Source organism: Mycolicibacterium elephantis DSM 44368 (genome assembly GCF_004014805.1).
In the GTDB taxonomy this organism is placed as follows: domain Bacteria; phylum Actinomycetota; class Actinomycetes; order Mycobacteriales; family Mycobacteriaceae; genus Mycobacterium; species Mycobacterium elephantis.
Map to the genome: position 1 here is coordinate 58,425 of NZ_ATDN01000006.1, position 22,175 is coordinate 80,599.

A 22,175-nucleotide genomic window follows, 5' to 3' on the forward strand; every position below is an offset into this window, starting at 1 on the left:
ACTGCGGGTCGATGTCCCTGCGCGACGACGACCTCACCCGCCTGAGCCGCTGCGTGGAACTGGCGCGTGAGGCGCTTGACAACGGCGACGAGCCGTTCGGGTCGATCCTGGTCGACGCCGACGGCCGCACCCTGTTCGAGGACCGCAACCGGGTCAAGGACGGTGACCACACCCGCCATCCGGAGTTCGCGATCGCGCGGTGGGCCGTCGACAACCTCAGCCCCGCCGAACGCGCGCATACGACCGTGTACACCTCCGGTGAGCACTGCCCGATGTGCGCGGCGGCGCACGCCTGGGTCGGTCTCGGCCGCATCGTCTACGCGACGTCCTCGGCGCAACTGAGCGGGTGGCTCCAGGAGTGGGACGCACCGCCGCCGGTGGCACCGCTGCCGATCACCACCGTCGCTCCACGGGTGACCGTCGAAGGGCCCGCCGCGGAGTTCGCCGAGACGATGAAGGCGCTCTACGAAGCGAAGTTCCGGCTGTGACAGGGTCTTCGCGCAAGCGCTCATCCATGAGGGAACCGGCCTGGGTCCAGCACGTGATCTGGTGGCAGATCTATCCGTTGGGCTTCGTCGGCGCGTATCCGGCCGACCCGCCGCCGGGCCCGGAGGAACACCGGCTACGCCGCGTCGTCGAATGGCTGGACCACGCCATCGAACTCGGCACGTCCGGCATCGCGCTCGGACCGGTGTTCGCCTCGCGCACCCACGGCTACGACACCGTCGACCACTACCGCATCGACCCCCGGCTCGGTGACGACGACGACTTCGACACGCTGGTGGCCGAGGCCAAGCGCCGCGGGCTGCGCATCCTGCTCGACGGTGTGTTCAACCACGTCGCCGCCGATTTCGCGCGGTCCGAATGGTTCCGCAAGGGCAGCAACGGCTTTGACACCTTCGAGGGGCATGGCGACCTGATCGCACTCGACCACGACAATCCCGAGGTCGTCTCCTACGCCGCCGACGTCATGGCCTACTGGCTGGGCCGCGGCGCCGACGGGTTTCGCCTGGACGCGGCATACGCGGTCCCCGACCGGTTCTGGGCCGCGGTGCTGCCCCGGGTCCGCGCCGCGTTTCCCGACGCCTGGTTCGTCGGGGAGGTCATCCACGGGGACTATGCCGCGCGGGTCGGCGCGGCAGGGTTCGACTCGGTGACCCAGTACGAGCTGTGGAAGGCGATCTGGAGCAGCCTGGTCGACGGCAACTTCCACGAGCTGGACTGGGCGCTGCTGCGCCACAACGAGTTTCTCGACGTCTTCGTGCCGATGACCTTCGTCGGAAACCACGACGTCACCCGGATCGCCAGCCGGCTCAACGACACCGGGCACCTCGAGCACGCGCTGGTCGTCCTGTTCACGACCGGCGGCACCCCCAGCGTGTACGCGGGCGACGAGTTCGCCTACCTCGGCGTCAAAGAGGAGCGGTTCGGCGGCGACGACGCGGTCCGTCCGGAGTTCGGCGCGCCGCCGTCGGCCGACGAGCAGCAACACGACGTGCTGCGGCTGCACCAGCACCTGATCGGCCTGCACAGGCGCCACCCGTGGCTGCGCACGGCGCGCACGTCGGCGCTGCAGCTGTCCAACCGCCAGTACCTCTACGAAACCCGCGGCGGCACAGACGCGTTGGTGGTCGCGCTGAACATCGACGACGCGCCGATGCCGCTGTCACTGCCCGCTCTCGGACTCGGCAGCGGGCGCATCGTCGCGGGATCCGGCGCACGTCCGGCCGACACGGTGGCCGAGACCGAGGTCGCGCCGCACGGCTGGCTCGTCATCGATCCGGGGGCCTAGACGTGGTCGCGGTGAACCGGCGCGTGCCCCGGCCCCGTGAGCTGGCGCCGCTGCTGCAGTTCCGCAGGCCCACGCTCAACCGCACCGAGCGCCGCCTGCAGACCGCGTTCACCATCGAGGACCTGCGCCGGATCGCCAAGCGGCGCACCCCGAAAGCCGCGTTCGATTACACCGACGGGGCCGCCGAAGACGAGCTGTCGCTGGCCCGGGCGCGACAAGCGTTCCGTGACATCGAGTTCCACCCGACGATATTGCGGAACGTCGCCACCGTCGACACCAGCCGCACCGTCTTGGGAGACACCGTCGCCCAGCCGTTCGGCATCGCCCCGACCGGCTTCACCCGGCTCATGCACACTGAAGGCGAGATCGCCGGGGCCCGCGTCGCTGCCCGGGCGGGTATTCCGTTCTCGCTCTCGACGCTGGGTACCGCGTCGATCGAGGACGTCAAGGCCGCCAATCCGCACGGCCGCAACTGGTTTCAGCTGTACATGTGGAAGGACCGGGATCGGTCGATGGCTCTGGTGAAGCGGGCGGCGGCCGCGGGCTTCGACACGCTGCTGGTGACGGTCGACGTTCCGGTGGCCGGGGCCCGGCTTCGGGACAGCCGCAACGGCATGTCGATCCCGCCCACCCTGACCCTGCGCACGGTGCTGGACGCGCTGCCCCGGGCCCGCTGGTGGTTCGACCTGCTCAGCACCGAGCCGCTGGCCTTCGCGTCGCTGGACCGCTGGCCCGGCACGGTCGCCGAATATCTGGACACGATGTTCGATCCGACCGTCACGTTCGAGGACCTGGCCTGGATCAAGAAGCAGTGGCCGAATCGGCTGGTGGTCAAGGGGATCCAGACCCTCGAGGATGCCAGGGCCGTCGTCGAACTCGGCGTGGACGGCATCGTGCTGTCCAACCACGGAGGTCGCCAACTCGACCGTGCCCCGGTGCCGTTCCATCTACTCCCCCACATCGCACGTGAGCTCGGCAAGGACACCGAGGTTTTGCTGGACACCGGGATCATGTCGGGCGCCGACGTCGTCGCCGCGGCGGCGCTGGGCGCCCGCTTCACCCTGGTCGGACGCGCCTACCTCTACGGGCTGATGGCCGGCGGCGAGGCCGGCGTCGCACGTGCCGTCGAGATCCTGTCATCGCAGGTCAGTCGCACAATGCGGTTGCTCGGAGTGACGTCGCTCGACGAGCTGGGACCGCATCACGTGACCCAGCTGCACCGGTTCACACGCGGCGACTCCCGGCCCGTCGGCTAATCACAGCAGTCACTTCTTTCCCACAGGTCACGGGATATTACGGCGCTGCCCGAGTCCGCGCCGAGTCGGAATCGTTAGCCAACCGCGATGTGGCAACCGAGTGTTGCGCGCGTCGACCCGGCCGCCATGCGTGTTTCATAGCGCAGGAAAGCGACGGCAATTGCTTTGTGAAACAAGCGATGAAAGGTGGGTTGGTTGCCGTTATGAAGTTCTTGAAGAGGTACCGAGATACCAAGACGAAACTGTTGCGCCGCCTGGCGGTGACCGCGGTGGCGGCGGCCGCGATGCCCGGCCTGATCGGCGTCGTCGGGGGTTCGGCGACCGCTAACGCGTTCTCTCGGCCGGGTCTGCCCGTCGAGTACCTGGATGTGTTCTCCGCGGCGATGAACCGCGACATCCGGGTGCAGTTCCAGGGCGGCGGCCCGCACGCCGTGTATCTGCTCGACGGCCTGCGTGCCCAGGACGACTACAACGGCTGGGACATCAACACCCCGGCATTCGAGTGGTACTACCAGTCGGGGCTGTCGGTGGTCATGCCGGTCGGGGGCCAGTCCAGCTTCTACACCGACTGGTATCAGCCGTCCCAGGGCAACGGCCAGGACTACACCTACAAGTGGGAGACGTTCCTGACGCAGGAGCTTCCGGCCTGGCTGGAGGCGAACCGGGGTGTGTCGCAGAACGGCAACGCGGTGGTCGGTATCTCGATGGCCGGTAGCACTGCGCTGACGTATGCGATCTACCACCCGCAGAAGTTCATCTACGCCGCATCGCTGTCGGGGTTCCTCAACCCGTCCGAGGGTTGGTGGCCGATGCTGATCGGGCTGGCGATGCAGGATGCGGGCGGATTCAACGCCGAGAGCATGTGGGGCCCGTCAACGGACCCGGCGTGGAAGCGCAACGACCCGATGGTCAACATCGGCCAGTTGGTGGCCAACAACACCCGCATCTGGATCTACTGCGGCACCGGCACCCCGTCTGACCTGGACGCCGGCGTCGCGGGGCAGAACCTGATGGCGGCGCAGTTCCTCGAAGGGTTCACGTTGCGCACCAACATCACCTTCCGCGACAACTACATCGCCGCGGGCGGCACCAACGGTGTGTTCAACTTCCCGCCGCAGGGCACGCACAGCTGGGGCTACTGGGGTCAGCAGCTCGAGCAGATGAAGCCCGACATCCAGCGGGTGCTTGGAGCCTCTGGCGCCGTCTAAACCACCCCACACAGGGAGCCTGCCGTAACCCCCGAACGGCAGGCTCCCTGCCATTTGCGGGGGCTTTACGGCGTGCCCAGCCCTGTGTACGTCTCGCGAACAACCGAGCGCGCGCGGCGGGAACAAACGCCGGACCGTCAAGGTTGAGTCGATCAGACTGAACTTTGGAGGAATCTGATGGCTGAAGCCAAATCAGTGCCGGTGTTGTTCGTGAGCGACCCGATCGTGCTGCCGTCGATGGTCGTGCCCATCGAACTCGACGACGCCGCGCAGGCCGCCGTCGACGCCGCGCAGGCCAGCGAGCCGGGCGAACTGTTGATCGCCCCGCGGCTGGAAGACCGCTACCCGTCCTACGGCGTGCTGGCGACGATCGTGCAGGTCGGCCGCGTCGCCGGAAGCGGAAGCACCGCCGCGGTGGTGCGCGGCAAGAGCCGTGCGCAGATCGGCGCCGGGGCCAGCGGCCCGGGTGCCGCGCTGTGGGTCGAGGTGACCGAGGTCGTCGAGCCCGAACCGACCGACGAGATCCGCGCGCTGGCCGGCGAGTACAAGAAGCTGCTGCTGGCCATGCTGCAGCGTCGGGAAGCCTGGCAGATCATCGACTTCGTCAACCAGCTGACCGACCCGTCGGCGCTGGCCGACACGGCCGGCTACGCCTCCTATCTGACACGGGTGCAGAAGCGTCAGCTGCTGGAGACCCCCGAGGTCGCCGAGCGACTCAAGCTGCTGATCGAGTGGACCGGGGAACACCTCGCCGAGGTCGAGGTGACCGACAAGATCGCCGAGGACGTTCGCGAGGGCATGGAGAAGCAGCAGAAGGAATTCCTGCTGCGTCAGCAACTCGCCGCGATCCGCAAGGAACTCGGCGAGGACGACGACACGGGGTCTTCTGATGACTACCGCAGCCGCATCGAGGCTGCCGACCTGCCCGAGAAGGTCCGCGAGGCCGCGCTGCGCGAGGTCGGCAAGCTGGAACGGGCCGGCGACCAGAGCCCGGAGAGCGGCTGGATCCGCACCTGGCTGGACACCGTGCTGGACCTGCCGTGGAACGTCACGACCGAGGACAGCACCGACCTGAAGGCCGCGCGCGAGATTCTCGACGCCGACCACCACGGGTTGGAGGACGTCAAGGACCGCATCGTCGAGTATCTGGCCGTGCGGGCGCGTCGCGCCCAGCGCGGCATGGAGGTGGTCGGCGGCCGCGGTTCAGGCGCGGTGATGGTGCTGGCCGGCCCGCCCGGGGTGGGTAAGACCTCGTTGGGCGAGAGCGTGGCTCGGGCGTTGGGCCGCAAGTTCGTTCGCGTCGCCCTGGGCGGGGTGCGCGACGAGGCCGAGATCCGGGGCCACCGGCGCACCTATGTCGGGGCGCTGCCCGGGCGCATCGTTCGGGCCATCGGCGAAGCGGGTTCGATGAACCCCGTCGTGCTGCTCGACGAGATCGACAAGGTCGGCTCCGACTTCCGCGGTGACCCCGCGGCGGCGCTGCTGGAGGTCCTGGACCCGGCGCAGAACCACACGTTCCGCGACCACTACCTGGACCTGGATCTGGACCTGTCGGACGTGGTGTTCCTGGCCACCGCCAACGTGATCGAGAACATCCCGTCGGCGCTGCTGGACCGCATGGAGTTGGTGGAGATCGACGGCTACACGGCCGACGACAAGCTCGCCATCGCCAAGGACTTCCTGCTGCCCAGGCAGCGGGAACGGGCGGCGCTGACCGAGGACGAGGTCACGGTGACCGAGGCCGCGCTGCGCAAGATCGCCGCCGACTACACCCGCGAGCCGGGTGTGCGGCAGTTCGAACGGCTGCTGGCCAAGTTGATGCGCAAGGTCGCGACGAAACTGGCCGAGGCCGACGTCACCAGCATCACCGTCGACGAGCCCGATCTCGTTGAGTACCTGGGCCGTCCGCGGTTCCTGCCCGAGTCGGCCGAACGCACGGCGGTGCCTGGGGTGGCCACGGGCCTGGCGGTGACGGGCATGGGCGGCGATGTGCTCTACATCGAAGCCAACGCCACCGATGGGGAACCGGACCTGAGGCTGACGGGTCAGCTCGGCGACGTGATGAAGGAATCAGCGCAGATCGCGCTGTCCTACGTGCGGTCGCACGCCGACCAGCTGGGTGTCGACCCGAAGACGCTGGAACGGCGTATCCACCTGCACGTGCCCGCGGGCGCGGTGCCCAAGGACGGGCCGTCGGCCGGTGTCACGATGGTGACCGCGTTGGTGTCGATGGCCACCGGACGCCAGGTGCGTGCCGACGTCGGCATGACCGGTGAGGTGACCCTGAACGGTCGGGTGTTGCCGATCGGCGGCGTCAAGCAGAAGCTGCTCGCCGCGCAACGGGCCGGGTTGTCAACGGTTTTCATCCCGCAGCGCAACGAGGCCGACCTGGACGACGTCCCGGCCGACGTGCTCGAGTCGCTGGAGGTCAAACCGATGACCGACGTCGCCGAGATCGTCGCCCAGGCGCTGGTGCCGGCCGAGGACAGGACCGCGACGGCCGCGGCCTGACCTCGGCACCCGCCGGGGTTTGCTGACCTGGTAGCGGGGGTACGTCAGCGCAGGTGAGCACCTCTGACCACAAGCGACTGGTCCAGGGCCTGCTCGAGCAGGCCGGAACCACCTACGCCGAGGAGGCGGGCATCCGGCTCAAGGACCAGCCGATGCCGCTGTTCGAACTGCTGGTGCTGTGCATGCTGGCCAGCAAGCCCATCGACGCCGCGATCGCGGTGCGGGCAGCACGTGAACTGTTCGAAGCCGGGCTGCGCAAACCCGATGCGGTGCTCGACGCCGACCGCCAGGACATGATCCGCGCGTTCGGCCGCGCGCACTACGTGCGCTACGACGAAAGCTCGGCCACCCGGGTCACCGATATCGCCGAGATGGTCCGCGACCGATACGGCGGTGACCTACGGCGGTTGGCCGCCGAGGCCGACGGTGACGTGCGCGCGGCGGCTGAGTTGCTCAAGCAGTTCAAGGGGATCGGCGACACCGGAGCCGACATCTTCCTGCGCGAGGTGCAGGACGTCTGGACGTGGGTTCGGCCCTACTTCGACAAGCGTGCCCTGGACGCCGCGCGCGACCTGGGCCTGCCCGCCAAGCCCGGCGCCCTGGCCGAGCTGGCGCCGCGGTCGACCGCGAAGCTGGCTGCCGCGCTGGTGCGGGTGTCTCTGGACGACGCACTGCGCGAGAGGATTTCGGCGTCGCAATGATTCTCATCGGCACCTCGGGGTGGTCCTATCCGCACTGGGACGGCGTGCTGTATCCGCCCGGTACACCGGTGGCCAAGAGGCTGGACCGCTATGTGCAGGAGTTCGACACCGTCGAGCTCAACGCCAGCTTCTACCGATGGCCCAAGGACGCCGCGTTCGCCGGGTGGCGTGAGCGGCTGCCACCCGGGTTCACCATGTCGGTCAAGGCCCACCGCGGGCTGACCCACTACCGCAGGCTGCGCGACCCCGAGCCGTGGATCGAGCGGTTCGAGCGGTGCTGGACGGAGTTGGCCGACCGCAGCGAGGCCCTGCTGGTGCAGGCTCACCCGCAGCTGGAGCGCGACGACGCGCTGCTCGACAACTTCCTGCGGCTCATGCCCGACCGGATTCCGGTGGCGATGGAGTTGCGTCACCCCTCCTGGGACGACCCCGCGGTATACACCCTGCTGGAACGGCATCGCGCCTCATACGTGGTGATGAGCGGCGCGGGCCTGCGCTGTGTGCCACGGGTGACAAGCGAGCTGGTCTACGTGCGGATGCACGGCCCCGACCAGAGCGCCATGTATGCCGGGTCCTATCCCGACGACGAGCTGCGGCGCTGGGCCGAAAGCATCCTGGGCTGGGATGCCGCGGGCAACCGGGTGGTCGTCTACTTCAACAACGATCTGGGCGGCCACGCGATCCGCAACGCGCGCGTGCTCAAGCAGCTGACCGCGCGAACCGGTGATACCGACTCCCCCGCGCTGGTCCACCGCGAGTAAGCTGCGATGGCATGACAACGTCGTCCAGGATCGTCGTCGTCGGTGGTGGCCTCGCGGCAGCCAAGACTGCAGAAGCACTGCGCGACAAGGATTTTGACGGTCACATCGCATTGTTCACCGCCGAGGAGCACCTACCGTACGAGCGGCCTCCGCTGTCCAAGGAATTCCTGGTGGGCAAGAAGACGCTCAGCGACTTCACCGTCGCTTCCGCGGCGTGGTACCGCGATCACCACGTCGAACTGCAGTTCGGCACTGAAGTGACCGGCATCGACCCCAGCGCCCACACCGTTTCCCTGCCCGACGGCGAATCGGTGCGTTACGACAAGCTGGTACTGGCCACCGGATCGCGTCCGCGCACGCTGCCGATCCCGGGTGCCGACGCGGCGGGTGTGCACTACCTGCGCACCGTCGACGACGCGGAGGCGCTGAAATCGACCCTGAAAGACGGTGTTTCGCTGGCCATCGTCGGCGCGGGATGGATCGGCCTCGAGGTGGCCGCCGGCGCACGGGAGTACGGCGCGGCGGTCACCGTGGTCGAGACCGCCGACACTCCGCTGCAGGCGGCGCTCGGACGTGAACTCGGCGAGGTGTTCGCCAACCTGCATCGTGAGCACGACGTCGACCTGCGGTTGTCGACGACGGTCCAGAAGATCACCGTCGCGGACGGCGCCGCCACCGGGCTGAAGCTCAGCGACGGCACGACCGTCGAGGCCGACCGAGTGCTGATCGCCGTCGGCGCGGCACCCAACATCGCGCTGGCCGAGGCCGCCGGGCTGGCGATCGCCGACGGCGGAGTGCAGGTGGATTCCTCGCTGCGTACCAGCGATCCGGACATCTACGCCGTCGGGGACATCGCGGCCGCCGAGCACCCGCTGCTGGGCACGCGTATCCGCGTCGAACACTGGGCGAACGCGCTCAAGCAACCGGCGGTCGCCGCCGACGCGATCCTCGCGAGGCCCGCCGAGTACGCCGACCTGCCGTACTTCTTCACCGATCAGTACGACCTCGGCATGGAATACGTCGGCTACGCCCCCGATTACGCGCGGGTGGCCTACCGCGGCGATGTCGGCGCCCGCGAGTTCACGGCGTTCTGGTTCGACGGGGACAGCCGGGTGGTCGCCGGGATGAACGTCAACATCTGGGAGGGCCTCGACGACATCAAGGCGTTGATCGCCTCGCGGGAGCCCATCGACCCGGAGCGGATCGGCGCTCAGTGAGCGTGTTGGCGCACAACGGTTTACGGATCCTCTCGGTTACGGTGGCGCTCACGATCGTCGGTGCGGGATGTTCAGGAGAACGAATCGTCACCACCGACGAACCGCGCCCGACCACGCGGGCGAACACATCACCGTCGCCGCCACAGCCGCCGAGCAGCAAGCATCTGGTGAACGCGTTCGACTACGTCGCCCACCCGCAGGACACGGCGGCCTACTATTTCACCACCCCGAGCGGGCGGTGGGCGTGCGCGATAGTGCCGCGCGTGGAGGCCGGCTGTCAGTCGGCGACCGGGTGGGCCTCCGGCATGGGCATCACCGGCGCGCCGACAACCGTGCCCGACGCATCGGGCGAGGACGCGACGCCCAACGCCGTGGTGATCGAGCGTGAGGGAGATGCTCGGTTCGTCGCGCTCGACGAGCCCGAGTTCTCGCTGGCCGCAACCGATCCCGGGAACACGGCGAAGGTTCTGGGCTTCAACAGGATCCTGGCCGCCGCCGGGTTTCGCTGCAACGTGCAGGAGTCCGGGGTGTCCTGCATGAGCGAAGCCAGCGGCAACGGGTTCACGTTCTCGACGCAGGAGTTCGTGCCGCGCTACACCGAGGTACCGCCCGAGGCGCCTTAGGCTCTCACCGCAGTGTCGCGGTGCCGTCCGAATTGACCTGCACCTTGGCCCCGGCGATGTCGTCGCGGACCGTCGCGGCGGCGTCGGTCGCATCGGTGATGACGGCCAGCACCCGCGCATCATCGGGCGTGCGGACCGCGAGAAACGCCTTCTCGGGCTGCCCGTCGCGGTTGAACGGCGCGGTCCACGACTCGACGGTGCCCACCCCTTCCCACTCGACGACCGCCGTGCGGATCGGCTCGCGGTCGACCTCCGATTGCACATCCTCCCAACGGAATTCGTGTGGCGGCGGTTGGGTGCCGTACACACCGAAGCTGTGCTTGGTGAGATAGCCGCCGTTGGCGGTGATCAGGCCACGCCCGCCGGGGTTGGCGACCAGCTGCTCGGCCATGGTGGCGATCGAATGGGTGACGTAGTTGTTCCACGGGCCCCCGGCGAACGTGAGCCCGCCGGTCACGGTGAGCGGACGGTCGGGGTCGCCCAGCGGTAACCCCAACTCGTTGGCGGCGACCTGCACCGCCGACGGGAAGCACGAGTACACGTCGACCGCGTCGACGTCGTCGATCCCGGTGTCGGCCAACGCCAGCGCGCGCCGCCCGGCGATCCGGATCGCCGGCGAGGTGTGGAACTCGGCGCGTTCGCCGATGGCGTAGGTGTCGTGCGCGTCGGTGCCCGCATACGGATACACCCAGCGGTCGGTGGGGATCTGCAGATGCCTCGCCTTCTCCGCGGAGGCGAGTATCAACGCCGCGCCCTGATCGACCATGTTGTTGGAGTTCATCAGCTTGGTGTAGGGCCAGCTGATCATCCGGTTGTCGGGTGCGGGTTGCCAGATCGCTTCGGCCGAGCGTGGCTCCCGGCTCCACGCGTGCGGGTTGCGCGCCGCGACGGCGGAGAACTGCGCCCACAGTTCACCGATGCGGCGCCGGTGGTCCTCGGGCGTCTCGCCCGCGGCGATCCGCAGCGCCTGTTCGAACATCGGATAGACGTAGGCCGGCCGGTCCAGGTTGATCCGGATCTCCGCCGGTCCGGCCATCGGCACGTGCTCGTCGGCGCCCTCGGCGACCGGTACCGAATCGTCCTGGCTCGTCCACGCGGGCTTCTTGCCCGCGGCGCGCAGCCGCGAGCGGGTGCGCCAGGTCTCGGCGCCGGTGATCAGCACCACGTCGGCGCGTCCGCTCTGGATATCCAGGCAGGCCTGGTTGACCAGCGACTGGGGCACGTTGCCGCCGATGCCGGTGTATCGCGTGCGGGCGCCGGTCGCCCCGATGCGCTGGGCGACAAGCAGACCCGGGTCGCGGTACCGCCAGGACAGCAGGTTGACCACGCGTACCGAGTCAACGGCCTCGAGCAGACGCGGATCGCCGGCTTCGCGGGCGGCCGCGGCCATCAGGTCGACGGGCTCCACGGTGGGGTCCTCGTCGCGCTGGTTCACTTGGCCGTAGCCGATCAGCACGGGTGTTCTGGGGTCCATCATGGCCTTCCTCGGTATGCGAACAGCGCGTCCTGCGCGATCAGCCGGTCGATGTCCTCGGCCGTCAAACCGAGCACCTTCTGGCATATCTCGCGGGTGTGCTCACCCGGCATCGGTGCGGGCCGCAGTTCGGCGGGCGCGATGTTGGTGAACGGTGCCGGACGCGTCTCGGTCGGCATGGGGGCGTCGAACAACGGATGCACCATGTCGGTGTAGGTGTTTCGGAACCGCACCTGCGGGTCGTCGAGCACGTCGACGGCCCGGTTCATCGGTGCCGCGGCGATCCCGGCCTGCTGCAGCGTGTTCGCGACGACGGTCTTGTCGCGCGCCGCGGTCCACGAGGACAGGTCGGCGTCGCCGACCACGGCGGCCAACGCGGCCCGGTCCTCGTCGGAACGGATCGAGACCACACACCATTCGTCGTCGCCCGCGCACGGATACACGCCGTGAACCGCGCCGTCTTCGGCCACGGGTAGGCCCGCGGTCCTGGCGGCCTCGGTGACGTACGTCGTCGCCAACTGGTTGACCGCGGCTTCTGCCTGCGAAATATATACGTGCGCACCGGTTCCGGTGGTGCGGCACTGAACCAGCGCGGCCAGGGCCGCGATCGCGGTGATTCTCGCCGAGACGTGATCGGGAAACACCGTCGTCGCGTCGTAGAACTCGCCTGGGCCGGCGTCCGGGGAGGTCCACAGCCACGTGACGCCGGTGGTGGCCCGCACCAGCGGGCCGTAGCCCATGCGAGCGCTCCACGGCCCCGATGCCCCGAACGCGCTGCTCTCGGCGAGCACGATGGCGGGGTTGAGCTCGCGCAGCCGGTCATACGAAAAGCCAAGCGAGGCAAGTGTTCCCGGTTTGAAGTTGGCGAACACCGCGTCGGACTCGGCGACCAGCCGTGCGAACACGTCGGCGCCGTCGGGGTGACGCAGATCCAGGCCGAGGCTGTATTCGTTGCGGTGCGTCAACGCCCACGAACGGCTCATCGCCATGCCGGGTGGGGTCTGCCGCAGCCCGTCGGGATAGGCCGCGCTCTCGATCTTGATGACCTCGGCGCCCAGATCGGCGAACAACCGTCCCAGCTCGCCGCCGGCGACGATGACACCGAGGTCGAGAATGCGCAGACCCTCGAACGGTCTGTGGACCGGGTCGGCGCCGCTTTCCGCGCGCGGCGTGCCGTCGCTCCAGACGGCGTCGTGGGCACCGGGCGCCGGTGCGGGTCGGGTCAGCCCGGCGCGGACGCCGTCGACGACGAACGCCCCGGTGGGAACGACGGCGTCCGCGCCGGGTCCCAACTCGGTGCTGGTCAGCGCGTCCACCTCGCGGAAATGACTGGAGGACAACGTCTCTTGCGGGGTGAGCACCGCGGCGATCGGAACTCCGCGGGTCTGGCCCTCGGCCACCAGCTCATCGCGTGTCTTGTCCATGAACAGGTCGGCGATGAGCGGGTTGAGTTCTCGCGACGCGGCGTAGCGCGCGGCGATCGTCGCGAATTTGGGGTCGGCGAACTGTTCGGGCTCACCGAGCCAGCCGAACATGGCCTGCCATTGGCGCGGGGAGAGCAGGCAGATGCGCACATACCCGTCTCGGCAGCCGAAGATCGGATAGATCTGCTGGTTTCGCGGGCGACCCCGCCACAGCTCGTTGGCCCGTTTCATCCCGACGGCGGCCTGGCCCTCCGACCCGTACGGCGGATCCAAGGACTGCAGAACGCCCTCCAAGCGGGAGAAGTCGATGTAATCGCCTGTGCCGTCGCGCAATCGGCGATAGTAAGCGGCCAGCGCGGCCCAGGTGGCCTGTGCCGCGGCCGTCGCCGACGCCATCCCGATGGGCGGCAGCACCGGGGTACCCGTGGTCGGCCCGGTGCGCGACAACGCCGTCGACAACGCATACAGCTCGGCGTCGGTCGCCTGCCATCCCGCCCGCGGCCCGCCGGTGCCGAAGTCGGTGACCGACAGCGCGACCAGATGGCCGAAGCGCTGCGAAAGCGCGGCACACGACGTGCCGAACGCGGCCGCCGTCCCGGAATCGCCGCTGTCCACCACGATGTCGGCGGCGCCCGCCAGTTCGATCAGCCGCTCGCGGTCGGCGGCGTCGGACGGATCGAGCAGGGCACTGCGCTTGTTGGCGTTCTGCAGCGCGAACCGCACGCTGGTGCCGGCCACGCTGGGCCCCTCGCGACGTGCCTCGCTGCCGCCGGGCGGTTCGATCTTCAGCACGTCGGCGCCGAGGTCGGCGAGCAGCCGGCCGACGCCGTCGGATTCGGCCCCGCCCAGGTCAAGCACGCGCAACAGCGCCAGCGGCGCCCTGCTCATCGCGGCAACTCAACACGTGTCAGCACGACCCTGAGCGTAATGGGTGACGATCCGGTTAGTTCTCAGGCACCGTGGGTACCTCCGCGCATCATGACCGCGGAGCAGCTCTCCCCCACCCTGGCCGACGACGAGCTGGCGCTGATCGACGCCTACTGGCGCGCAGCCAACTACCTCTCGGTGGGACAGATCTACCTGCTGGACAATCCGCTGCTGCGCGAGCCGCTCGCCGCCGAGCACATCAAGCCGCGGCTGCTCGGCCACTGGGGCACCACGCCCGGGCTCAACCTGATCTACGCCCATCTCAACCGCGTCATCCGCGACCGCGATCAGTCGGTCATCTACGTCACGGGCCCCGGCCACGGCGGGCCGGGACTGGTCGCCAACGCCTACCTCGAAGGCACCTACACCGAGGTCTACACGACGATCACCGAAGACGCCGACGGGTTGCGAAAACTGTTTCGCCAGTTCTCTTTTCCCGGCGGAATACCCAGTCACGTCGCAGCCGAGACGCCCGGGTCGATCCACGAGGGCGGCGAGCTGGGATACGCGCTGGTGCATGCCTACGGGGCGGCGTTCGACAACCCTGACCTGGTGGTGGCGTGTGTGGTCGGCGATGGCGAAGCCGAAACAGGCCCGCTGGCCGCCAGTTGGCATTCCAACAAGTTCCTCAACCCGGTCACCGACGGTGCCGTGCTGCCGATCCTGCACCTCAACTCCTACAAGATCGCCAACCCGACGGTGTTGGCGCGCATACCGCAGGAGGAGCTGGAGTCGCTGCTGTTCGGCTACGGATACCAGCCGATCACGGTCGCCGGGGACGACCCGGTCGACGTGCATCAACAGCTGGCCACCGCGTTCGACGAGGCATTCGACCAGATCGCCGCGATCCAGCGGGCTGCCCGACTCGACGGCGAAACGGGCCGTCCGCTGTGGCCGATGGTGGTGTTGCGCACGCCGAAGGGCTGGACCGGACCCAAAAAGGTGGACGGCAAGAAGGTCGAGGGCACCTGGCGCTCCCACCAGGTGCCGCTGTCAGAGACGCGGACCAACGCCGAGCACATGGCCGAGCTGGAAGCGTGGCTGCGCAGTTATCGTCCGGACGAGCTGTTCGACGAGCACGGGGCGTTGCGCCCGGAGCTGCGGGCCCTCGCGCCGACCGGGCAGCGCCGGATGAGCGACAACCCGCACGCCAACGGCGGGCTGCTGCTGCGGGATCTGGACCTGCCGCCGTTCAGCGACTACGCCGTGACGGTGGGCGAACCGGCGAGCGAAACCGCAGAGGCCACCTGGGTGCTCGGCACGTTTCTGCGGGACGTGATCGCGCGCAACCCCGACAGGTTCCGGTTGATGGGCCCTGACGAAACCGCCTCCAACCGGCTGTCGGCGGTCTACGAGGCGACCGCCAAGGCGTGGCTGGCCGAGATCACCCCCGACGACGAAGACCTCGCCCCGGACGGGCGGGTGATGGAAGTGCTCTCCGAGCACCTGTGTCAGGGCTGGCTCGAGGGTTACCTGCTGACCGGCAGGCACGGGCTGTTCAGCTGTTACGAGGCGTTCGTCCACATCGTCGACTCGATGCTGAACCAGCACGCCAAATGGCTGTTCAGCAGCAGGAGCCTGAGCTGGCGCCGGCCGATCGCCTCGTTGAATTACCTTCTGACATCCCATGTTTGGCGACAGGATCACAACGGCGCGTCACACCAGGATCCCGGCTTCATCGACCACGTCGCCAACAAGCGCCCCGAGGTCGTGCGGGTGTATCTGCCGCCGGACGCCAACACGTTGCTCTCGGTCGCCGACCACTGCCTGCGCAGCCGCCACTACGTCAACGTGATCGTCGCGGGCAAGCAGCCCGGGCTGACGTACCTGACGATGGACGAGGCGATCGCGCACTGCACCCGCGGGCTCGGGATCTGGGACTGGGCCAGCAGCACCACCGGTGAGCCCGACGTCGTGTTGGCCTGCGCCGGCGACATTCCGACACTGGAAACCGTGGCCGCCGCCGACATCCTGCGCCGCGAACTGCCCGAACTCGGCGTGCGGGTGATCAACGTCGTCGACATCATGCGGCTGCAACCCGACGCCGAGCACCCCCACGGGCTCTCCGACCACGAGTTCGACGCGCTGTTCACCACCGACAAGCCGGTGATCTTCGCCTACCACGGCTATCCGTGGCTGATTCACCGGCTGACCTACCGCAGGACCGGCCACGCGCACCTGCACGTGCGCGGCTACAAGGAGCGCGGCACCACCACCACCCCGTTCGACATGGTGATGCTCAACGACCTGGACCGCTTTCACCTCGTCATCGACGTCATCGACCGGGTGCCCGGGCTGGCCGGTCGCGCGGCGGTGCTGCGGCAACGGATGGTCGACGCGCGGCAGGCCGCCCGTCGGTATACCCGCGACCACGGCGAGGACGACCCGGCGGTCTCCGACTGGACATGGGACCCCGCCTACCAGGGACCGTCGCTGTCCCAGGACGCCCGCGGCGAGATCCCCCGCTAGGATTGACGGTTGTGTCCGAGCAAGCAGTGCCAGCGAACCCGCCGCACCCGCTGATCGAGCAGTTGTCGGCCCTGCACCGCTTCCGCACCTACGTCGACATCGGCGTCGTCATCGTGGTGCTGGCGCTGACGAACCTGATCGCACACTTCACCACGCCGTGGGCCAGCATCGCCGTCGTTCCCGCCGCCGCGGTCGGCCTGCTGCTCCTCGTGCGCTCCCGCGGCCTGGGCTGGGCCGAGCTCGGGTTGAGCCGCGCGCACTGGCGGTCGGGCACGGGCTACGCCCTGGCGGCGGTCGCGGTGGTGGTGTCGGTGATCGCGATCGGCGCCCTGCTGCCGTGGACCCGGCCGCTGTTCATGAACAACAACTACGCGACGATCTCCGGGGCGCTGATCGCCTCCATGATCATCATCCCGCTGCAGACCGTGATCCCCGAGGAGCTGGCGTTTCGCGGGGTGCTGCAGGGCGCGCTGGACCGGGCCTGGGGATTTCGCGGGGTGGCCGCCGCCGGGTCGCTGCTGTTCGGGCTCTGGCACATCGCGACGTCGCTGGGTCTGACCAGCAGCAACGTCGGCTTCACCCAGCTGTTCGGCGGCGGATGGCTGGGCACGCTGGCGGGCGTCGTGCTCGCCGTGGTGGCCACCGCCGTCGCCGGGTTCGTGTTCACCTGGCTGCGCCGCCGCAGCGGCAGCCTGATCGCCCCGATCGCGCTTCACTGGTCACTCAACGGGCTCGGCGCGTTGGCCGCCGCCCTGGTGTGGCACCTGTCGATCTGATCCGCGGCTCAGCGCGACGCGCGTCGACGCGCGCGAAACTGCCGGTTCTTGAGCTTGTTGCCGCACGTCGCCATGCTGCACCAGGTTCCGCCGTGGTTGCGTGATCTGTCGTAGAACGCCCACAGGCACTCGTCGTTGCCACACGCCTTGAGCAGCGGCCAGGTGCCGTCGCGCTGGGCGTCGCGAGCGATCAGCAGCAGCTCGAGAAGCCGGTCCGGCAGGGAGTCCCCGGACACACTCAACAGGATCTTTCCGTCGTCGCCGACCCGGGCGTGCGCCGTCGCGCGGGCCGCGACGGCGCGCAGCGGCGCCAACGCGGCGGCGCTGGGCGGCGGGCCGCCGGCGTTGTGCACCAGCTGGGCCCGAAACGCCTCCCGCACATCGCGGAGCAGCTCCAGGTCGGCGGCGGTCGGCTCGTCGTCCACTCCGAGCAGACTGTTGTCGATCAACCAGGGCCGCGCATCGGCAGGGGCGGCGAGCCGGTCCGGTCCGGACGGCAGCTCGAAGGTGTTGACCAGCGACTGGATCCGGCACAGGGGCGCGGGCGCCGGTTTGCTCTCGTGATCGCCCAGCCAGTGGATCCGTGGTGCGGTCATGCCTCCACTGTACGGGTTAGTGACTAGTAAAACCCGTTGACTAGTCATGGTGACCGGTATAGCGTTTTTGATAGTCATCCTGAGCGGGATGGCGGAATCGGGGTAGGCATGATCGACAACTGGACTTCAGCGCCGGCGACCACCGCAGACGCTCACGCCTCCGATCGCCCGTCGCTGGCTGCGCGGCTGACGGCAAGACTGCGGGCCGCCAAGTTCGACCGGCTGATCGCGGTGGGGGTGCCTGCGCAGGACGGCAGCGCGCTCGCGGTGCACTACGCGCGGCTCACGTCGGCGGACGAGCGTGCCGCGGTCGCCCGTGCCCTACGCAGAGCCGTGCGGGACGCGCGTTCCGGCGGGCCGCTGATGTCGTCGCGGATACCGATGCACGTGCCCAACATCACCGCCGCCGCGCCGTTGATCGAAACGGTGGCGCGGCGAGTGGACTCCGGGCCACCGGTCGGTGCGCGTGGGATGGCTCGGCTGCGCGAGCTGCTCGCCGACGGGTCGGGACCGATGTACCGGTTCGGCCGCGGGGATCTGGCCGGTCGGCTCGGCGCCGCGCTTGCCGAGCTCTAGACCATCAACACCGCCGCACCCGAAATCCGGCCCGCGGCAAGGTCGTTGAGCGCGTCATCGGCCCGGGCGAGCGGGTACTGCGGCGAGGTGACCTCGATGCGGTGCTCGCCGGCGAACGCCAGAAACTCCCTGGCGTCGGCGCGGGTGTTGGAGGTCACCGAACGCACCTGGCGCTCCTGGAACAGGTGGCGCTGATAGTTCAGCACGGGAATGTCGGTCAGGTGGATTCCGGCGATGGCCAGCGTGCCGCCCCGGTCCAGCGCCTCGAGTGCGGGCAACACCAGCTCACCGACAGGGGCGAACAGGATCGCCGAGTCGAGTGGCACCGGCGGGGGGTCGGGGGCGCCCTGCGCGGACGCCGCGCCAAGGGCCAGCGCCAGTTCCCTCGCCTTCTCGGCGGCGCCCTGCGCGGACGCCGCGCCAAGGGCCAGCGCCAGTTCCCTCGCCTTCTCCCCCCGGGTCATCACGTGCACCTTGGCGCCCTGCGCCAGCGCCACCTGCGCGGTGATGTGGGCGCTGCCGCCGAACCCGTAGATCCCCAGCCGCCCCGCGGCGGGCAGGTCGGCCCGCGACAGCGCGCGGTAGCCGATGATGCCGGCGCACAGCAGCGGCGCCAACTCGGCGTCGGTGTATCCCGACGGCAGGTGATGTGCGTAAGCGGCAGGCACCGTGGTGAATTCGGCATAGCCGCCGTCGGCGTCCCATCCGGTGTAGCGCGATTCGGGGCAGAGGTTCTCGGCGCCGCGCCGGCAGTACGGGCACCGCCCGCAGGTGTGCCGAAGCCACGCGACGCCGACACGGTCGCCGACGGCGAACTCGTCGCCGGTGTCGGGGCCGACCTCGACGACCTCGCCGACAACCTCGTGACCGGGAATCACCCCGGGCCGATGCACCGGCAGGTCCCCTTCGGCGACGTGAAGGTCCGTGCGGCAGACACCGCACGCGCGCACCGCGATCAGCAGCTCGCCGGCCCCGGGTCGGGGTGTCTGGGCCGTCACACGCTCCAACGGGGCGGTGTCGATGGGGCCGGGTGCCCTGACCCGCCACGCGGTCATCGTCGAGGTGGTGCTCATCACCCCATGGTCGCGCAATGCGTTGTGCCGCACCACCCCTCACAGTCAGCCGCCCGTCGGATCTCGATGTCACAACGAACACGTAGCCTGGTGGTAACGAGGGCCGACTGGGCGGCCGAGGTAGGTGGTGCCGGTGCGACGCCGGTACCAGCGCGAAGGGAGGGTGACCGATGAAAGGTTTGGTTGCGCTGGCGATCGGCGCGCTCGCGGCGGGCGGCATCGCCTTCGCCGCCCCGGCCAACGCCGGTTGTCAGGGTGGTTGGACGCCGTGGGGCGGCGGCGAGATCTGCGACGGGCCGATCGCGCCCGACGGCAGCTTCGAACGGTGCCAGGCGGCGGGCGCCTTGGGCTGGGGCGGCAACAACTGCTACATCGCCAATGTCGCCACCGCCCAGCCGCCGTGGATCGGTCCTTGAGCGGTTGCCGGCGCGCTGCTAGTCGCTGACCGGGCTCAGGGGGGCGGCAGCATCCCCGGCGCGTTCTCAGGCGCCACCGGAACCGGCTGGCCGACACCGGGCCGCGGCGCCGCGTTCGGGTCGGCCGGCGGTGGCGGCGGCGCGTTGGGATCGGCAGGCGGGGCCGGCGGCGCGTTCGGATCCGGCGGCGGCAGCGGGGCGTTCGGGTCCGCGGGCAGCGCGGGCACCGGCGGGGTGTACGGCCGGATCGAGTTGGCCAACGTGACGGCCTCCTCCTTGGGCACCGGGTTGTTGGCCGTGCCCAGCCAGACGACGAACCACCGCTCGGGGGTGCGCTGGCCGCGCGGTGTGCCCGGCTCGGTGGCCTCGCCGACCACACCCGCCCAGATCTGGCCGTTGGGCTTGTTGGTGTCGGTGAACTTCACCTCGTAGTACGAGGCGACGCCCGGCATGCCGTCGGCGTCGAGCTCCACGGTCTCCTGGTTGATGCGGGTGCCCGGGAACGGCATGAAGAACTCACCCATGTCCGAGGCCAGGCGCTGCGCGGCCTTGGTGTTGTCGGTCTCGGCGCCGGCGAACAGCTTCAGGTCCAGGCGCCCGAGCAGGATGCTGGTGTCGTTCGGCGGTTCGGCGCCTTCGGGGGTGATCTTGGTCAACAACGCCTGCCCGTAGGACAGCTGGGTCGAGTCCGACACCTGCCAGCCGGCCGGCACGACGAAGCTCAAACCGCCCGCGGCGTTTTCGACGCGTCCGGGATCTGCCGGCGGCGGGGCCGGCGCGTTGGGATCGGCGGGCGGGGCCGGCGCATTCGGATCGGCCGGCGGCAACGGTGCGCCCGGAGGCGGCGGCGGACCGGGAGCGACGCCCGGCGGGGGCGGCGGCGCATTCGGATCGGCCGGCGGCAGCGGTGCGCCCGGAGCCGGCGGTGGTGGCGCCTCCACGACCGTATCGCCGTTCGGCGGCGGCGGAGGCGGCGGCGTGGGTCCAGGTTGCGCATACGCCACCGACGGCAGCGCGAGGGCGACCGCGGTGGCACCGGTCAACACGGCGGTCGCGAGCGACCTCGAGATGCCCCTACGGTGTTGAATTAACGCGTCCGGCTGATCCATGTGAAAGAAGTTACCGTGTTACCGGCGTGACGCAAGTGTGAGTTGCTCTTATTGTGCTTAATTTTGTGCTTGCTGAAAGCGCAAGAGTCACTGGGAGCACCACCCAAGGCCGATTGCTGGCAGCAAAAGACCCCCGCGCGTCGCACGGGGTGCGTCGGCCACGACGCCGGCTGCCCGTTGGCTGGGCCGTTCCACCCGGAATTTCGTGGCGATCGGCGGCGGTGTTACGGGCTCGGATGGATCGACACCTCCTGCGCCTTGACCGCGAAGTAGATCCGGTCGCCCGGCGCCAACCGCAGCTCCGCGGCCGACTCCGCGGTGATGTCGGCCGCCAGCCCCGGAGCACCGTCGGGTTGGTCCTCGGCGCGCACCCGGATCGCGGGTCCGCGACTGTCGAGTTCGGCCACCGTCACCTCGACGGTGTTACGCGGGCTGCCGTGCGGTCGGTCGCGGTAAACCGCGACGGCGGCCGGGTAGAACAGCGCCACCGCGGAGTCACCCGCGACCAGGTCGGCGGCCTGGCTGCCGTGCCAGCTCATCCCCGTTCGCGTCGTCAACGCGCCGTCGGCGCCCACCACCCCGCTGACCAGGTTGACACCGGCGAACCGCGCCCCGAACCTGCTGCGAGGTGTCGCCAATGTCGCTGCCGCCGAACCGGTTTCCGCGACCCGGCCGGCCTCCAGCACGATCACCCGATCGGCCAGCGTCAGCACGTCGAGGATGTCGTGGGTGACCATCACCGCCGAGCGGCCGTCGTCGGCCAGCACCTTTCGCAGCACCTTGCGGACCGCGGTCGCCGCGGCCACATCCAGCCCGGCCAGCGGCTCGTCGAGCAGCAGCACGTCGGGTTCGGCGGCCAGCGCGCGCGCCAGCGCCACGCGCTGCGCCTGCCCGCCCGAGAGTTGACGCGGCATCCGGGTGGCCAGGTCTGCGGCGTCCACCTCCGCCAGCCAGTGGGCGGGCCGACGACTGCGAGGCGGAAATGCCACGTTGGCCGCGACGCTCAGATGCGGAAACAGCAACGGATCCTGCAGCAACAGCCCGACACGGCGGTCATGGGTGGCGACGTGGATCCCCGACCGTGTGTCGGTCAGCACCCGCTCCCCCACCCGCACGCAGCCCCAGTCGGGACGCAGCAGCCCCGCGATCACATGCAGCGACGTCGACTTGCCCGCGCCGTTCGGGCCCAGCAGCGCCAGCACCTCGCCCGCGGCAACCTCGAATTCGACGTCCACGCCGCGGTTTTCGACAACGGCGCGCACGCTG

At 69.5% G+C, this 22,175-nt stretch carries 19 protein-coding genes and 1 pseudogene; 13 read left to right on the top strand and 7 right to left on the bottom strand.

All coding sequences use genetic code 11. From position 1 onward, the window contains the following. Positions 1-11 precede the first annotated feature (11 nt). The 9 genes from MELE44368_RS06020 (at position 12) to MELE44368_RS06060 (ending at position 10,069) form a co-directional block, all read left to right on the top strand. Entirely contained in the window at positions 12-488 is a 477-nt protein-coding gene (locus tag MELE44368_RS06020) for a nucleoside deaminase (RefSeq protein ID WP_128107672.1), read from the top strand. A gap of 26 nt (positions 489-514) precedes the next feature. After that, positions 515-1,792: an alpha-amylase family glycosyl hydrolase gene (locus MELE44368_RS06025; protein WP_128107673.1), complete on the top strand. Its 1,278-nt coding sequence runs from the start codon at positions 515-517 to the stop codon at positions 1,790-1,792. Positions 1,793-1,803: 11 nt separating this feature from the next. Further along, positions 1,804-3,048 (top strand): alpha-hydroxy acid oxidase, encoded by a 1,245-nt coding sequence (locus MELE44368_RS06030; RefSeq protein ID WP_128107674.1) that lies wholly within the window; start codon positions 1,804-1,806, stop codon positions 3,046-3,048. A gap of 203 nt (positions 3,049-3,251) precedes the next feature. Continuing rightward, positions 3,252-4,256, top strand: a complete 1,005-nt coding sequence (locus tag MELE44368_RS06035; RefSeq protein ID WP_128107675.1) for an esterase family protein — start codon at positions 3,252-3,254, stop codon at positions 4,254-4,256. A gap of 177 nt (positions 4,257-4,433) precedes the next feature. Beyond that, entirely contained in the window at positions 4,434-6,767 is a 2,334-nt protein-coding gene (gene lon, locus MELE44368_RS06040) for an endopeptidase La (RefSeq protein ID WP_128107676.1), read from the top strand. Between the two features lie 53 nt (positions 6,768-6,820). Continuing rightward, positions 6,821-7,468 (top strand): HhH-GDP family DNA glycosylase, encoded by a 648-nt coding sequence (locus MELE44368_RS06045; protein WP_128107677.1) that lies wholly within the window; start codon positions 6,821-6,823, stop codon positions 7,466-7,468. Next, complete coding sequence (locus tag MELE44368_RS06050) at positions 7,465-8,229, top strand: DUF72 domain-containing protein (RefSeq protein ID WP_128107678.1); 765 nt, start codon at positions 7,465-7,467, stop codon at positions 8,227-8,229. The genes MELE44368_RS06045 and MELE44368_RS06050 overlap by 4 nt, the downstream gene beginning before the upstream one ends. An 11-nt stretch (positions 8,230-8,240) precedes the next feature. After that, complete coding sequence (locus MELE44368_RS06055; protein ID WP_128107679.1) at positions 8,241-9,446, top strand: NAD(P)/FAD-dependent oxidoreductase; 1,206 nt, start codon at positions 8,241-8,243, stop codon at positions 9,444-9,446. A 41-nt stretch (positions 9,447-9,487) separates the two neighbouring features. After that, positions 9,488-10,069: a hypothetical protein gene (locus MELE44368_RS06060; protein WP_241566498.1), complete on the top strand. Its 582-nt coding sequence runs from the start codon at positions 9,488-9,490 to the stop codon at positions 10,067-10,069. A gap of 4 nt (positions 10,070-10,073) precedes the next feature. Here the strand turns inward: MELE44368_RS06060 and MELE44368_RS06065 are convergent, their stop codons facing one another. Then, on the bottom strand, positions 10,074-11,543 hold the full coding sequence (locus MELE44368_RS06065) for an acetyl-CoA acetyltransferase (RefSeq protein WP_128107680.1): 1,470 nt from the start codon (positions 11,541-11,543) through the stop codon (positions 10,074-10,076). Next, the gene (locus MELE44368_RS06070; RefSeq protein ID WP_128107681.1) at positions 11,543-13,855 is read right to left on the bottom strand and encodes a CaiB/BaiF CoA-transferase family protein; all 2,313 of its coding nucleotides are present in this window, start codon (positions 13,853-13,855) and stop codon (positions 11,543-11,545) included. The genes MELE44368_RS06065 and MELE44368_RS06070 overlap by 1 nt, the downstream gene beginning before the upstream one ends. Before the next feature lie 90 nt (positions 13,856-13,945). Here MELE44368_RS06070 and MELE44368_RS06075 point away from each other — a divergent pair, with 90 nt between their 5' ends. Beyond that, positions 13,946-16,363 carry a phosphoketolase family protein gene (locus tag MELE44368_RS06075; RefSeq protein WP_128107682.1) on the top strand — a complete coding sequence of 806 codons (2,418 nt, stop codon included), beginning with the start codon at positions 13,946-13,948 and terminating at the stop codon, positions 16,361-16,363. A gap of 11 nt (positions 16,364-16,374) precedes the next feature. Further along, positions 16,375-17,139 carry a CPBP family intramembrane glutamic endopeptidase gene (locus tag MELE44368_RS06080; RefSeq protein ID WP_164890034.1) on the top strand — a complete coding sequence of 255 codons (765 nt, stop codon included), beginning with the start codon at positions 16,375-16,377 and terminating at the stop codon, positions 17,137-17,139. An 8-nt stretch (positions 17,140-17,147) separates the two neighbouring features. Here MELE44368_RS06080 and MELE44368_RS06085 read toward each other — a convergent pair whose 3' ends face one another. Continuing rightward, entirely contained in the window at positions 17,148-17,735 is a 588-nt protein-coding gene (locus MELE44368_RS06085) for a CGNR zinc finger domain-containing protein (protein WP_128107683.1), read from the bottom strand. 108 nt (positions 17,736-17,843) lie between these two features. Between MELE44368_RS06085 and MELE44368_RS06090 the strand changes: the two genes are divergently transcribed. Continuing rightward, positions 17,844-18,311: a hypothetical protein gene (locus MELE44368_RS06090; RefSeq protein WP_241566499.1), complete on the top strand. Its 468-nt coding sequence runs from the start codon at positions 17,844-17,846 to the stop codon at positions 18,309-18,311. On the opposite strand, the gene MELE44368_RS06095 is transcribed toward MELE44368_RS06090, so the two are convergent. Continuing rightward, on the bottom strand, positions 18,308-19,384 hold the full coding sequence (locus MELE44368_RS06095) for a zinc-binding alcohol dehydrogenase family protein (protein ID WP_409366105.1): 1,077 nt from the start codon (positions 19,382-19,384) through the stop codon (positions 18,308-18,310). The two genes, MELE44368_RS06090 and MELE44368_RS06095, sit on opposite strands and share 4 nt — an antisense overlap. Positions 19,385-19,554: 170 nt before the next feature. On the opposite strand from MELE44368_RS06095, the gene MELE44368_RS06100 reads away from it, so the two are divergent. Then, positions 19,555-19,800, top strand: coding sequence for a CDGP domain-containing protein (locus MELE44368_RS06100; protein ID WP_046754462.1), 246 nt, complete (start codon positions 19,555-19,557; stop codon positions 19,798-19,800). Between the two features lie 35 nt (positions 19,801-19,835). Here MELE44368_RS06100 and MELE44368_RS06105 read toward each other — a convergent pair whose 3' ends face one another. The 3 genes and pseudogenes from MELE44368_RS06105 to MELE44368_RS27490 all read right to left on the bottom strand — a co-directional run. Further along, positions 19,836-20,909 carry an alanine and proline-rich secreted protein Apa gene (locus tag MELE44368_RS06105; protein WP_128107684.1) on the bottom strand — a complete coding sequence of 358 codons (1,074 nt, stop codon included), beginning with the start codon at positions 20,907-20,909 and terminating at the stop codon, positions 19,836-19,838. A 224-nt stretch (positions 20,910-21,133) separates the two neighbouring features. Next, entirely contained in the window at positions 21,134-21,646 is a 513-nt protein-coding gene (locus MELE44368_RS27485) for a TOBE domain-containing protein (protein ID WP_409366106.1), read from the bottom strand. Between the two features lie 138 nt (positions 21,647-21,784). After that, positions 21,785-22,126 (bottom strand): annotated as a pseudogene (locus tag MELE44368_RS27490) (ATP-binding cassette domain-containing protein); the annotation flags it as partial. Positions 22,127-22,175 lie beyond the last annotated feature (49 nt).

Excerpts from the sequence above, each read along its gene's own strand:
- MELE44368_RS06070 (WP_128107681.1), bottom strand. The coding sequence starts at position 13,855 with ATGAGCAGGGCGCCGCTGGCGCTGTTGCGCGTGCTTGACCTGGGCGGG.
- MELE44368_RS06095 (WP_409366105.1), bottom strand. The coding sequence starts at position 19,384 with ATGAGCACCACCTCGACGATGACCGCGTGGCGGGTCAGGGCACCCGGC.
- MELE44368_RS06100 (WP_046754462.1), top strand. The coding sequence starts at position 19,555 with ATGAAAGGTTTGGTTGCGCTGGCGATCGGCGCGCTCGCGGCGGGCGGC.
- lon (WP_128107676.1), top strand. The coding sequence starts at position 4,434 with ATGGCTGAAGCCAAATCAGTGCCGGTGTTGTTCGTGAGCGACCCGATC.
- MELE44368_RS06065 (WP_128107680.1), bottom strand. The coding sequence starts at position 11,543 with ATGGACCCCAGAACACCCGTGCTGATCGGCTACGGCCAAGTGAACCAG.
- MELE44368_RS06105 (WP_128107684.1), bottom strand. The coding sequence starts at position 20,909 with ATGGATCAGCCGGACGCGTTAATTCAACACCGTAGGGGCATCTCGAGG.
- MELE44368_RS06035 (WP_128107675.1), top strand. The coding sequence starts at position 3,252 with ATGAAGTTCTTGAAGAGGTACCGAGATACCAAGACGAAACTGTTGCGC.
- MELE44368_RS06055 (WP_128107679.1), top strand. The coding sequence starts at position 8,241 with ATGACAACGTCGTCCAGGATCGTCGTCGTCGGTGGTGGCCTCGCGGCA.
- MELE44368_RS06020 (WP_128107672.1), top strand. The coding sequence starts at position 12 with ATGTCCCTGCGCGACGACGACCTCACCCGCCTGAGCCGCTGCGTGGAA.
- MELE44368_RS06085 (WP_128107683.1), bottom strand. The coding sequence starts at position 17,735 with ATGACCGCACCACGGATCCACTGGCTGGGCGATCACGAGAGCAAACCG.
- MELE44368_RS06050 (WP_128107678.1), top strand. The coding sequence starts at position 7,465 with ATGATTCTCATCGGCACCTCGGGGTGGTCCTATCCGCACTGGGACGGC.
- MELE44368_RS06075 (WP_128107682.1), top strand. The coding sequence starts at position 13,946 with ATGACCGCGGAGCAGCTCTCCCCCACCCTGGCCGACGACGAGCTGGCG.
- MELE44368_RS06025 (WP_128107673.1), top strand. The coding sequence starts at position 515 with ATGAGGGAACCGGCCTGGGTCCAGCACGTGATCTGGTGGCAGATCTAT.
- MELE44368_RS27485 (WP_409366106.1), bottom strand. The coding sequence starts at position 21,646 with ATGGTCACCCACGACATCCTCGACGTGCTGACGCTGGCCGATCGGGTG.
- MELE44368_RS06090 (WP_241566499.1), top strand. The coding sequence starts at position 17,844 with ATGATCGACAACTGGACTTCAGCGCCGGCGACCACCGCAGACGCTCAC.